Origin of the sequence: Streptomyces sp. NPDC057638 (genome assembly GCF_042800315.1) — a bacterium.
Taxonomy (GTDB): Bacteria; Actinomycetota; Actinomycetes; order Streptomycetales; family Streptomycetaceae; genus Streptomyces.
Window position 1 is genome coordinate 1 of the sequence record NZ_JBHVHF010000250.1, and the last position, 12,392, is coordinate 12,392.

Consider the following 12,392-nt stretch of genomic DNA (forward strand, 5'->3'; position numbering starts at 1 on the left):
CGCGGAAGGTGGGTGAGTGGTCGGTGTGATGTGGCGCCGTACCGGGCCGCCCGCCGCTCGCGGTGGCCGGGGTACGGCGGTGAACGGCGGCCATCCCCGCTGACAGCGCGGACGGCCTTCGTCCGCGGCGGCCTCGTCGCGGAGACGCGACGGGGCCACCGTGGACGTCACGCGTCCGTCCGTCAGTCGGAGCCGGGCACCTCGGTCGGCAGACCAGGCGCACCGGCGGAGAGCAGCGACACCTGTGCCTCCGTCAGCGTTCCCTGGAAGGCCCACACATCGGAGAGCGCGCCGGACCAGTACTGGCTGCCCGTGGTCCCGGCGCGGGAGCGGCCGAGCTGGAGGGGCTGGGTGGCGCGGTAGGTGTGGACGTCCTCGGTCCAGGAGAGCCGGTCGGAGCAGTTGGGGATGTCCGGCTGGCCGTCGCCGTCCGTGTCGGCGCAGGCGACCTCCTCCAGCTCACCGTTGACATAGAGCTGGAGTTCCTTGGCGAACCCGTCGTAGACCAGGGCCAGATGGGTCCAGTCGGTGGGTGAGAAGAACTGCCCGTTGTCGACTCCGGAGACCGGGGAGCCCGTACTGTCACCGGAGGCCGCGCTGATCCGCCAGCGTCCGGGGTCGGTGGTGGGGTCGGCCGGTGGGTGGTAGCGGACGGCGAAGGCGTCCTGGCTGGCGCCGGGCGCGCTGAGCACGGTCACCGGCGCCTGCGGCATGGCGGCGGCCTGTGCCCATCCGGTGATGGTGAAGCTGCCGGTGGTGTCCACGGGAACGCGCGCCGTGGCGTGGTCGTCGACGCCGTCGAGGACGATGCCGCCGTCGACCCAGCCGAGCGGGTAGGGGCCGACCTGGGGGTTGCCCTGGAGCTGCAGGTTGTTGCCCGAGCCGGAGACGTCCGGGACGGCGGCCGGGGTGCCGGTGGCCTGGGTGAAGGTCCAGCGGGTCTTGACGACCGGGCGCTGGCGGAACATCTGCTGCACCTCGCCCGCCGAGACCGGGCGGTCGAAGAGACGGACGTCGTCGATGTTCCCGGTGAAGTGGTTCATGAGCGTGTTGTCGAAGCGGGTGGCGCCGATCTGGAAGGCTCCGCCCGCGTACCAGTCGGCGGCGAGTTGCGCGGACTGCTGGCGTACCCCGTTGACGTACAGCGTGATCTGCATCGTGTACGTGTCGAAGACGCCGACGAGATGGGCCCAGGTGCCGCCGTCCGCTTCCTCACCCGGTTTCTGGAAGGCGCGGATGGGGGTGCCCTGGGCGCTGTCCTGGGAGTGGGTGCTGAAGATCCACTGTTTGTAGTGGGTGGAGTAGTACAGCTCGAAGCCGGGTTTGCTGGTGCCGAGCTGGGTGGCGACCACTCCGTTGGTCATCGGCCGGGTCTCGGGCAGCCGGGCCCAGGCGGAGACGGAGAAGCTGCGCTGGTTGTTGACCATCGGACGGCCGAGACTGGCGTAGTCGTCGACGCCGTCGAGGGTCAGCGCCTTGTTCGACACTCCGGGGGTGCCGGGGGTGACACCGCCGTGGTAAGTGGCCGACGGCACCTGCGGCACGCCCTTCAGCGCGCTCGCTCCGGCGGGCTCGTCCATCGGGAAGACCAGCCGGGCGGGTCGTCCCACGGTCAGGTTCTGCTTGCCGTGGAGCTGGGTGACATCGGCCTGGGACAGCGGCTTCTCATAGAGCTGGACCTCGTCGATATGGCCCGGGAAGAAGGAGGTGTCGACCCCGTTGTGGTGGCTGCCGCCGATGCGCAGTCCGCGCCGGGCGTCCCACGGGGTGTTGTGGAGGGCGGTGCCAACGAGGACACCGTTGACATACAGCTTCATCTCCTTGGAGGAGACGCTGTAGGTGCCGACCAGATGGGTCCACTCACCGACGGTGACCCCGCCCGGCTGGGCGGCCATCGCCCGTACCGGGACGGCGGTGGAGGTGTCGGCGCTGTACTGGTTGAAGGCCCAGCGGTCGAAGCCCTTGGAGTAGTACAGCTCGAACCCGAGGGCGTGGTTGCCGGGCTGGGCCGCGATCACGGCGGCTCCGGCGGGGGCCTTGGAGAGCTTGGCCCAGGCGGAGACGGAGAAGCCGTTGTCGGTGGTGACGGCGGCGAGGTCGGTACTGGCCTGGTCGTCGACGCCGTCGAAGAGGACGGAGGTGCCCAGGGCACCCGGCTCACCGGCGACGGGCCCGCCGCTGAGGGCCGCCGTCCGCTCGGGCGCGGTGCCCGCCGCGGCCGTGGACCCGGTGGCGTCGTCCAGTCCCCACTGGGCGCGCTCCAGCTGGCCCGCCTTGACCCGGAAACGGTACGTGGCGATGGCGGAGAGGTTGTCGGCCGTGTCGCGGGACTGGACGTAGAGGGTGTTCAGCCCGATCTTCGCGGGCAGCAGCCGCAGCGTCTTGGGCGCGCCCGCCGAGGTCGCGATCACATTGCTGGAGGAGGGGTCGGTGTTGAGGCCCCAGCGGTACTCCTTGACCCCGCTGTCATTGGCCTTCAGCTCGAACTCACCGTACTGGCCCAGTCCGTCCAGCCAGGGGTCGTTGGGGTTCTCCGGATCGGAGGCCGGGTAGTCCGCCGAGGTGAGTACGGGCGGCTTCGGCGCGGTGGCGTCGTAGAAGAAGTAGCAGGCGGTCGGCGCGTCACCGGCCCAGGACCAGGGCGACCACTGGGCGCCGTCGTAGACCCGGATCGACCAGGCGATCTGCTTGTTCTGCGGAATGCTGGCGGGCAGGCTGATGGAGAAGTCGGAACCGGACTTCTTGTAGCCGGTGCGCAGGGGCTTCCAGGTGCCGCCGTCCCAGCTGGCGTAGAACTCGACGGCGACGGTGTCGCCGTCCGGGTCCTTGATGTCATTGGCGTAGATCTTGCCGAGGCTGCGGCTGCGGGGCGCGGCGGACGGCTTCTTGCAGACACCGCCGTACTCCATCGTCAGCTGCGACATCTTCGGCTGGGAGGGGGGACGGTTGTACTTGACCCGCAGGAAGGCGTCGTCGGAGAAGCGCTTCCAGGAGTACGGGTCGGTCTCGTTGTCCGCCCGCAGTCCGAAGGTCATCGTGGACCACTTCTTGTCGGCGGCCTGCTGGACGGCCGTCCGTACGTCGAACTCGGCGTCCCGGGCGGCGCAGCCGTCGAAGCCGTAGGCGAACGACGAGGTGCGCAGATGGTCGATCCAGAAGCCGGAGGCGTTCTGCGAGTTCCAGGTGGTCTGGTCGCTGATGTCCTTGGTACGCCACAGCTCGACGCCCTTGGCGGTGCAGGAGGCCGACCAGGTGTTGCGGACGACGAACTCGGCGGAGAGCACCGACTTGCCCGCGAACTTGGAGACCGGGATGCGGTAGAAGAGCCGCTTGGTGTCCCAGGGCTGGCAGTACTGCCAGCCGCAGAAGCCCATGCCCGCGTCGGGGTCGCCGTTGAACTTCCACTGCGGGGAGGAGTCCCAGTACTTCGAGGCCATCGTCCAGGCGGTGGCCTTGGGTGAGTACCACTGGGGGTCGATATAGACCGGGTAGACGGTGTCGGGGCCCTTGAGCACGGTGGTGTCGGGGCGCAGGACGAGGGCGCTCTGGTCGGCCGGGATGTCGACGCCGACGGCCGCGAGGTGCGCCGACTCGGCGGCGCCGGGCTCCGCGTCGGAGCCGAGGGCGCGGCGGACCCGGGGGTCGCGCGGGTCGGGGTCGGCGACGCGGCCGGGGGCGGTACGGGGGGTGGTGGGGGCCTGCTGGGGCGTGATGGCGGCACCCTTCGGCGCCTTCGGCGCCTTCGCGGTGGAGGCCGCCGCGCTGGAGTCCCACATCACCGGGCGCGGGGCCTCGAAGACCGCGCCGCCGGAGCCACGGTCGATCGCCTCCAGACCGCCCGACGATGTCTCACGCACGGTCATGCCGTCGGCGTCGAGCGCCAGCCGCAGCCGGGCCAGCTTCGGGTTGGCGGCGGCCCGCGCGGACTTGACCACCAGGAGCTGGGTGAATCCGTCCTCGCGGGCGGCGAGGCGCAGATCGACGCCGGGCAGGATCTCGGGGTAGGTGGCGGTGTCCCCGGCCAGGCGGGGCTTGGGCAGCCGGGTGGGCCAGGAGAGGGTGAGATCGCGTCCCACCCTGCTCATCCGTACCAGGGGTGCGGTGCCGCCGCCGGAGAACTCCAGGCCGACGGTGGCGGCGCGGGGCGCCACGGTGCCCTTCTTGGTCGGGGCAAGGCGGGTGTCGACCTTCCGCCAGACGCCGTCGACCCGGGTACGGACCGGCCGCAGATACTCGCGCGCCTCCAGCTTGCCGTCCGGGGTCGCGAACACATCGCCGCTCTCGGCGCGCTTCGAGAGGATCTCGACCGGCTTGCCGGTGCGGCGGGCCTGGGCGATGGCCTCGTCTTCTGTCTCGGCGGCGGCCGTGCCGTCCGGCGCGGCGGCCTTCGTGCCGGGCGCCGTGGCGGCCGGTTTCCTCTCCTCCGACGGTTTCCCCGTCGCGGCCTGCGCGGTGGTGACGGGCGCGAGCACGCCCGCCACCACGGCACAGGACGACACGACGGCCGCCGTTCTCACTCTCCACTTGATCTTCACTTGGACAGCACGCCCCCCACGAGTCTCATGGTGTGTACACCTCATCAGCGAAAAGACGAGGGGGACGGTAAGGAGGCCATCAGAGTGCGTCTAGGGAGACCCTGAACTGGCATCACCTATCAAAGTGGCTTAAATGCGCCAGGAGTAACACCAGCCACAGAGTTAACTTTGAGCCCTTTATTTGATGTTTATCTCGCAGAGAGCATGCGTCTCTGCACGTAACGTTGAGTCGGTAGTCGACTCTCGGTCATGATCAACTCTGATGGCGAAGAAAGGTGACCGGCGATAGCGCGTATCACGGGCCGAGACCCGTGATAGGGCTCCGGCGGGGCCCTGCCCCCTTCCCTCTTCGGCCAGGCCAGACGGCCGGATCCGGCGGGGGGTGCGGCGGGGGTACGGGTGGGGTCCGGGTGGGCGGTCAGCCCCGGGGCGGGGTGGCGCGGGTACGGCGGGTCGGGTCGGGTGGGGCGGACCAGGAGGTCGGGCCCGGTACGGCGGTGCGGACCAGGGGATCGGGCCCGGTACGGCGGTGCGGGTCAGCGCAGGGAGAGCCGGGTGCTGATCCAGTGCGGATCGGGGACCACCGTCAGCAGCGCCGACACCAGCAGCACCAGCGCGAGTACGGCCAGTTCCCGCCATGCCGTCGACCGGGCCGCGAACCGGCCGCGCAGCATCGCCCGCCGCGCCGCGAACGCCAGCGCGCAGACCACGGCCACCAGGACGAGTTTGGCGATCAGCACCCGTCCGTACGCCGAGGTCAGCACCACATCGGTGGGGAGTCGGCGCAGGGTGGAGGCGGTCCCGGTGGCGGTGAGCGCCAGCAGCGGCCACACGGCGGTGCGGGCGTAGCGTCCGAGGACGGCCAGCGCTCCCGTACCGTCGCGGCGGCGGGCCGCCATCACGCGCAGCGCGTACAGCAGTCCGCCGCACCAGAGGGAGGCGGCGGTGAGGTGGACGACCGTCAGCGCGGTCCCGATCTCCGGTGTGTACGGCTCGGGATGGGCCCGCAGGGACTCCGCGAGGATGGCCACGGCCAGCGGCGCGAGTGCGAGTCGCGGGCGTCGGGGGACGCAGGCGGCGACCGCGAGCAGGCCGTTCGCCGTCAGCAGCAGGAGGCGTCCCTCACGGCTGGCGTAGGCGGCGGTGGCCAGATCGAGCCCATTGACGGCGGCGAGGACGGCGATCTGTCCGGCCGCGGCGGCGGCCCCGACAAGCGCGGCGGGCCGGGACCAACTCCCCGGCAGGGGGCCGGCTCCGGCGAAGCGGACTCCGGCGCGTTCGCCGATGACGACGGCGAGGGCGCCGAAGAGCGCCGTCCGCAGCACGCTGGTCGTCCCGGCCGCCGGAATGCGCAGTTCACCGGTGTCCCAGGCGGCGAGCCGGGCGCCGAGCGCGGCGGCGGCGAGGGTCAGGGCGAGCGCGGCGGCGAGCGCCGAGAGCGCCCCGGCGAGGGTGAGCACGCTCGCACCACGGGTCCGGGGTCGGGCATGGGCGCGCGGGCGCGGGGCGGGGGCTGTGGTGTTGGTGGGCGGGGTGAGCTCAGTGAGTTCACCGGGCTGGGCGGCCTCGGCGGGCTCGCTCGGTGGTGTGCCGTGGGTCGGGTTCATCGGTGGTGGTACGGGTGGGCGCGTGGGCGGCCGCCACGGGCGGGTCCCAGGGGGCCGCCGCGCGGGGTCGGGTCTCCACGCCGGGGCGGGTCTCCACGCCGGGGCGGGTCTCCACGCCGGGGCGAAGGGGGACGGACCATGCGGGCCATGCGGAATGCGGGGACTCCGTGGACTCTGCGGATCGCGCGGGCTCTGCGGATGGCGCGGATGGCGCGGATGGCGCGGGCTCGGTGAGCTCTGTGGGCTCCGTCGACACTGCGGACTCTGCGGACTCTGCGGACTCTGCGGACTCTGCGGACTCTGAGGGTCGGACGGTACGGATGCGGCCGGACGACCGCGAACAGCCCCCGGCAAGCCGCGCCGGGGGCTGTTCGCGACGGCTCAGGCCGAGGGCTCGGCGCCCTGGTCGAGGGAGCCCAGGAACTCCTCGAACGTCAGCTTGCCGTCGCCGTTGGCGTCCTTGGCCTTGATGATCGCCTCGGCGACGGTCTCGGTGACGTTGAAGTCCCCGAGCTGCGCCATCACGCTCTTGTACTCCGACGCCGTGATGAGGCCGTCGCCATCGACGTCGTACCGCTCGAACGCCTTGCGTGCCTCTTCGTTGTCCGCCACTGCTAACGCCCCTCCCGGGTGCCGTACCGCTTCATGCTTGGCGATCAGATTATCTGCCCGGTTCTGTGGACAGCGGAGCCGGGGTTACAGCGCTCGTCAGCGAAGATGGGTTCATGAGCGACGAACTGACCCGGATCCTTGAGGACGCCGCGCGCGGCTCCTTCCCCCCGCCGGACGGCGGCCTGACCATCATCGGTCAGCCGAACGCCCGGGACTGCGGTGTGGTGGCCTTCACCGCCCACTCCATCGTCTTCCTCGACGAGGACCCGCAGTGGATACGGGAGCGCTGGGCCGCCGCGCCGACCGACCCCTTCGCCTCCTCGGTACACCCGGTCTTCCTGGCGGAGCTGCTGGCGCGCACGGGCCGCTCGATGGACGCGGTGGATCTGCTGACGGTGGCGGAGGCGCTGCCCGGGGAGCCGTCGGTGGAGCTGCGGGAGATAGCGGACCCAGACCATCCCCGGGTGGTCTACGCGCGGCGCCGCCGGGACGGGGTGCGGGCGTGGGCCGCGGACGGCGGGGTGCTGACCCTGGGCCGGGGTGTCGCCGGGCGCTGGGAGTGTTCGGTGGAGGTCGACGAGGAAGCGCGCGGCCGGGGCCTGGGAGTGGCCCTGGCGTCGGCGGCCCGGCATCTGGTCCCTGATGCGGTGGTCTGGGCCCAGCAGGCGCCGGGTAACGCCCGCAGTGTGCGGGCGTTCCAGCGGGCGGGCTTCCGTCCGGTGGGCGCGGAGGCCCTGCTCGGGGTGCGCTGAGTCACCGATCGGAGGCGGCTGAGACACCGCTCGGAGGGTGCCTGGAGTGGGCTGAGCGCCCGACGTGACAGCCTGGCGCTGTGACGGGACCGCGTCGGCCGTCGCCCGCCGGTGGACGCGATACCGAGGGGACGGGGCGCCCGCGGGACCCGGGCGGCCGAGCCCGGCACGCTCCCCGTGCCGCGGGATCAGGGGGCTCCCGGCGGGATCGCCCCCACCCCGGTCAGCGGAAGACGCCCGTGTGGCCCAGGGAGTAGCGGCCGGGCTGCGGGTAGACCGCGAGGCCATGGGGACCGCTGCCGACCGGGATACGGGCGAGCTGCTTACCGGTCTTGGTGTCGATCGCGTAGACCTCGTCGTCATAGCGGCCCGACAGCCACAGCACCTTGCCGTCGGCCGAGACCCCGCCCATGTCCGGGCTGCCGCCGTCGGGCAGCCACCACTTCTTCGTCAGCTTGCTCTGGGCGAAGTCGAAGACGGAGATGGACCCCTCACCCCGGTTGGGGATGTACATCTCCCGGGAGTCCCGGCTGACATACAGGCCGTGCGCGCCCTCGCCGGTCGGCATCAGCGTCGGGGTGGTGAACTTCTCGCCGTCCAGGACCCAGACGCCGTGGGCCATCATGTCGGCGATGTAGAAGGTCTTGCCGTCCGGGGAGAGCTTCACGTCCTGGGGCATCGCCCCGTCGATGGGCAGCTTCTGCTGGCCGACGACGGTCATCTTGGCCGTGTCGACCTTCAGCAGCTCGCCGGAGAACTCACAGGAGACGACGAAGTACCGGCCGTCGGCGGAGAAGTCCGCGTGGTTGACGCCGTAGCAGGTGACGGGAGTGGTCTTGACCCGGTCCATGGTGTGCGGGTCACGGAAGACGAGTTCACGGTCGAGGGAGGCCATGACGACGGCGTACTTGCCATCGGGGGTGAAGTAGAGGTTGTAGGGATCGTGGACCTCGACCGGTGCGCCCGCCTTGCCGTTGGCGGGGTTGATGGGGGTGAGGGTGTGGCCTCGGTTGTTGTTCACCCACAGGGTCTTCAGGTCCCAGGAGGGGACGACGTGCTGGGGCTGGACCCCCACCGGGATGGTCTCGATGACCTCGTAGGTGGCCGGGTCGATCACCGACACCGTGTCGGAGTTGGTGTTGGGGACATAGACCCGGGAGGGGAAGGAGCGCACCACCGGGGAGAGCAGGCCCGGCCGGTCGGCCGCGTAGATGTCCTTGGCGTCGAGGACGGGAGGCATCCCGGGGAGCCCGGGGGGTGCGGCGGGTGGATGGCTCTTCGCGGCCGTGGCCTGCGCGGCCGCGTCCCGGGGGCGGTCGCCGTCGGTGCCGCAGCCCGCGACCAGGGCGAGCAGCGCCCCGGTGAGCAGGGCGGAGACGCGGGCGGTGAGCGGAGGGAGGGCGCGCGTACGGCGGCGGGAGGACCGCAGAGGGGAGAAGTCTCGCAGAGGGGAGGAGGGTCGCATCAGCTCAGCAGCTCCGTGGTGGTCACCGCGCGCAGTCGGCGGCGGTGGAGGTCGTCGAGGACGGCGGGCAGTGCGGCGACCGTGTCCGCGTAGCCGAAGTGCAGGCTCACCACCGATCCGCGCTGGATCCGCCCGGTGACGGTGCTGATCACGGCCGTGGCCCCGGGTGAGGTGGCGTCGAGGGAGTCGAGGTCGTACGAGAGGACGTGCGGGTATCCCGCCAGCCGGGCCAGCCGGACCAGTGACGGCGGCGCGTACTGGGTGCGGGAGGGGCGGAACCAGGTGCCGATGGAGCCGGTCAGTCTGCGCAGCCGCGTGGCGCACTCGGTGATCTCGGCGCGGGCGTCGGCCTCGGTCATCTCGGTGATGGTCAGATGGTTCTGGGTGTGGTTGCCGAGGTCGTGACCACCGTCGAGGATCCGTCGGGCCAGCTCCGGATGGTCGTCGAGCCAGGCGCCGACGGCGAGGACGGTGACGCGCGCCCCGGCGCGCTCGGCCTCGGCGAGCAGCGCCCGCGCGGTGGCGGGATCACCCGCGCCATGAAAGGTGAGCGCGACCCGGTCACGGTCACGCGGACCATGGGTGATCTGGTCCGGATGACGGGGGTGGCGGCGGGGGGAAGGGGCGGGGTGGGGGGAGGGGGAGGGGGAGCCCCCCGAAGCGCGCGCCCCGCCATCACCACCGGCTTCCCCGACCCGCTCCCCCCGGTCCCCGCCGATCACCCCGGCGTCCGGTGGCCCGGCGTCCCGTGGCCCGGCGGGTTCGGCCGGCCCGGCCCCGGCGCAGCCGGCGGTGAGGGTGGCCGCGACGGTGGCGCCCGTGGCGGTGCGCAGGGCGCGGCGACGATCCATGGAGATCACAGAAGAGGAGATTAGAGCTGTATGTCCGTAAAAATAATGATTGGCCCACCATCGTCCGGCTGCGGGTCGTCCACCAGCCAGGCCCGCATGACGGGAACAGATCAAGGAAACATTCGCCTTGAGTGAATTCCTGGCATTGTTTAACAGGTGGGTGGTTCACCTCACCTGCGATTCATGAGCGAGATGTCGGCTTTGATGGATAATGCCCGAGTAAGGGATTTTGGTTCCACGCCGTCCATCTGCCATAGTCGGAGGCACGACCCCCATTGACCCGGGCCAGGTCGTCCAGCGCGCCCGTGGACACACCCCCTTACGTCCACGGCGCTTCACAGAAGCCCCCGGCACACCGCACACCGGTGACCACGGGGGCTTCTGCGTACGGTCGTCCAGCCATCGGACGGCGCGCGTTCGCCCCGCCGGGACTCCCCCTCCGCCAGAACTCCACGAACTTCGGGAACACGAGCGCGGCGGGTCAGGGGACGCGCATCTCGAACCAGGTCGTCTTGCCCCGGGGCAGCAGATCGGCACCCCAGCGGGTGGCGAGCATGTCGACCAGGAGCAGCCCCCGGCCGCTGGTGTCCAGGGGCTGGACCGGCAGCAGACAGGGCAGCCCCCGCGAGGGGTCGCGGACCTCCACGCGGAGCCAGCCGCGCCGCCGCCGGAGGCGGAGCCCGAACTCACGGGCACCGGTGTGGCGGACCGCGTTGCCGACGAGTTCCGACACCAGCAGGACGGCGTTCTCGGCGGTGGTGGCGGGGAGCGCCCACTGGCTCACGGTCACGGCGTGGGTCAGCCGACGCGCGACGGCGGCGGACTCGGGGCGAGAGGCGAGGCGGACCTCACCCTGGCTCGGGTCGCCGTAGAGTTCCACGGCCTTGAGGGCCTGTTCGTCCTCTGCGGCACTCGCCCACCGGAGCGCGGAAGCGCCGCCGCGCCGTTGCGGCTGTTCCACACTGTCGACGCCCGCCATGCCCCCCATCATGGACGCTGTACGGAGGCACCGTGACCGTTCCCACGGAAGAGGAGGCCGCCGACGGGGGCCGCACAGCAAGGCCGCTGACATATGCCGCTGGCCTTATGTTGGCACGAGTGTCCACGCTGAGCTGCGTTGACAGTCTGTCAACAGGGCGGGGGTGACGGGGCACCCACCCCGGTACTCAAGAATCCGCTAGGCCCTGCACAGGACGCATTCAGCCATGAGGACGTCCGAGAAGGGACCGAAATCGACCGGAAAAGCTCGCCCGGCCCACGCTGACATGGGTACGCGCGGGTGAGGCCGCCCTCAAACCGGGCACCGGAGACCGTCCGGAAACGGCCCTGCGCAGGCCTCGGGCGCGGGGAGCGCGGAGCTTCCCCCGCGCCCCGCCCACGCATCCCGCCCCCGCGCCCACCCGCCCGGCGCGTCCGCCCGCGCGCGTCCGCGCCGCAGTGCCCGCGCGCGTCCGTGCCACCATGCCCCGCGTCTTGGTGCCGTCATGCCCCCGCGTGCCGTCATGCTCCCGCGCACCGGCGCGTCCAGGGACACCCGGGCGCCTGCCCGCTCCCGTGCCGCGGGCCAGGCCGTGCCGCGGGCCAGGCCGCACCTGTTCCGCCGGGTCGGGCGTGCCGTGCTCCGGCGCTCCCGTACCGCCGCCCCGCAGGGAGGTCGGCGCCGGCCGCGGACGGCCAGGGGTTCAGCGGAAGACCGCCTTGCCGGGGCCGTCCTCGACGAAGCTGCGCATACCGCGGTCGCGGTCCTCGGTGGCGAAGAGGGCCGAGAACCAGATGCGTTCGATGGTGAGACCGGAGTCGATGTCGGTCTCCAGGCCCTGGTCCACACACTCCTTCGCGGCGCGCAGCGCGAGGGCCGGGCCCTTGGCGAGCCGGGCGGCCCAGGCGTGGGCCTGCTCGTAGACCTCGGCGGCGGGGACCACACGGTCGACCAGGCCGAGGGTGAGGGCTTCGTCGGCCTTGACCTGACGGCCGGTGAAGATCAGGTCCTTGGCCTTGGACGGGCCGATCAGCCGGGCCAGGCGCTGGGTGCCGCCCGCCCCGGGGATCAGCCCCAGCAGGATCTCGGGCTGGCCGAGCTTGGCGTTGTCGCCCGCGATCCGGTAGTCGGCGCAGAGCGCCAGTTCGCAGCCACCGCCGAGGGCGTATCCCGTGATGGCCGCGACCACCGGCTTGGGGATGCGTGCGACGGCGGTGAACGCGTCCTGGAGTCCCCGGGAGCGCGCGACCATCGCCGGGTGGTCCATGTCCCGCATCTCCTTGATGTCCGCGCCCGCCGCGAACACCTTCTCGCCGCCGTAGAGGACGACGGCGCGGACGTCGTCGCGGGCCCCGGCCTCGTCGGCCAGTTCGCGCAGCCGGTCCTGGAGGGCGATGTCCAGCGCGTTCATCGGCGGGCGGTCCAGACGGATGGTTCCCACACCGTCGGAGACCTCGAAAGTCACTGTCGTCATGGAGGCAGGTTAACCGTGGCTAACGCCCGGGGTCCCGGTGCCGTGGGTCACAGAACCCCTGCCGCGCGTGACCTCCAGCCCCGGGCGGGAGGCCGTCGGCGAAGAGGTCTCCGGGGG

General features: G+C 71.7%; 8 protein-coding genes. 1 reads left to right on the forward strand and 7 read right to left on the reverse strand.

The window, feature by feature from the left end; translation table 11 throughout:
- Positions 1-182 precede the first annotated feature (182 nt).
- From ACFVIM_RS26600 to ACFVIM_RS26610, 3 genes are all read right to left on the reverse strand, one after another.
- Entirely contained in the window at positions 183-4,517 is a 4,335-nt protein-coding gene (locus tag ACFVIM_RS26600; RefSeq protein ID WP_384306126.1) for a LamG-like jellyroll fold domain-containing protein, read from the reverse strand.
- 554 nt (positions 4,518-5,071) lie between these two features.
- Positions 5,072-6,142, reverse strand: coding sequence for a CopD family protein (locus tag ACFVIM_RS26605; RefSeq protein WP_384306129.1), 1,071 nt, complete (start codon positions 6,140-6,142; stop codon positions 5,072-5,074).
- Positions 6,143-6,523: 381 nt separating this feature from the next.
- Complete coding sequence (locus ACFVIM_RS26610) at positions 6,524-6,754, reverse strand: EF-hand domain-containing protein (RefSeq protein ID WP_384306131.1); 231 nt, start codon at positions 6,752-6,754, stop codon at positions 6,524-6,526.
- A 113-nt stretch (positions 6,755-6,867) separates the two neighbouring features.
- Between ACFVIM_RS26610 and ACFVIM_RS26615 the strand changes: the two genes are divergently transcribed.
- A complete protein-coding gene (locus ACFVIM_RS26615) occupies positions 6,868-7,506 on the forward strand; it encodes a GNAT family N-acetyltransferase (RefSeq protein WP_384306134.1) in 639 nt (212 codons plus the stop codon).
- A gap of 223 nt (positions 7,507-7,729) precedes the next feature.
- Here ACFVIM_RS26615 and ACFVIM_RS26620 read toward each other — a convergent pair whose 3' ends face one another.
- From ACFVIM_RS26620 to ACFVIM_RS26635, 4 genes are all read right to left on the reverse strand, one after another.
- On the reverse strand, positions 7,730-8,971 hold the full coding sequence (locus ACFVIM_RS26620; protein ID WP_384306137.1) for a YncE family protein: 1,242 nt from the start codon (positions 8,969-8,971) through the stop codon (positions 7,730-7,732).
- The gene (locus tag ACFVIM_RS26625) at positions 8,971-9,831 is read right to left on the reverse strand and encodes a polysaccharide deacetylase family protein (RefSeq protein ID WP_384306140.1); all 861 of its coding nucleotides are present in this window, start codon (positions 9,829-9,831) and stop codon (positions 8,971-8,973) included. The genes ACFVIM_RS26620 and ACFVIM_RS26625 overlap by 1 nt, the downstream gene beginning before the upstream one ends.
- Positions 9,832-10,303: 472 nt before the next feature.
- Positions 10,304-10,801 carry an ATP-binding protein gene (locus tag ACFVIM_RS26630; RefSeq protein ID WP_384306143.1) on the reverse strand — a complete coding sequence of 166 codons (498 nt, stop codon included), beginning with the start codon at positions 10,799-10,801 and terminating at the stop codon, positions 10,304-10,306.
- Positions 10,802-11,504: 703 nt separating this feature from the next.
- The gene (locus tag ACFVIM_RS26635) at positions 11,505-12,275 is read right to left on the reverse strand and encodes an enoyl-CoA hydratase/isomerase family protein (RefSeq protein WP_384306146.1); all 771 of its coding nucleotides are present in this window, start codon (positions 12,273-12,275) and stop codon (positions 11,505-11,507) included.
- Positions 12,276-12,392: the final 117 nt, after the last annotated feature.

Bases quoted from the DNA above. Each gene is read 5' to 3' on its own strand.
- ACFVIM_RS26605 (WP_384306129.1), bottom strand. From the start codon at position 6,142: ATGAACCCGACCCACGGCACACCACCGAGCGAGCCCGCCGAGGCCGCC.
- ACFVIM_RS26635 (WP_384306146.1), bottom strand. From the start codon at position 12,275: ATGACGACAGTGACTTTCGAGGTCTCCGACGGTGTGGGAACCATCCGT.
- ACFVIM_RS26620 (WP_384306137.1), bottom strand. From the start codon at position 8,971: ATGCGACCCTCCTCCCCTCTGCGAGACTTCTCCCCTCTGCGGTCCTCC.
- ACFVIM_RS26615 (WP_384306134.1), top strand. From the start codon at position 6,868: ATGAGCGACGAACTGACCCGGATCCTTGAGGACGCCGCGCGCGGCTCC.
- ACFVIM_RS26630 (WP_384306143.1), bottom strand. From the start codon at position 10,801: ATGGCGGGCGTCGACAGTGTGGAACAGCCGCAACGGCGCGGCGGCGCT.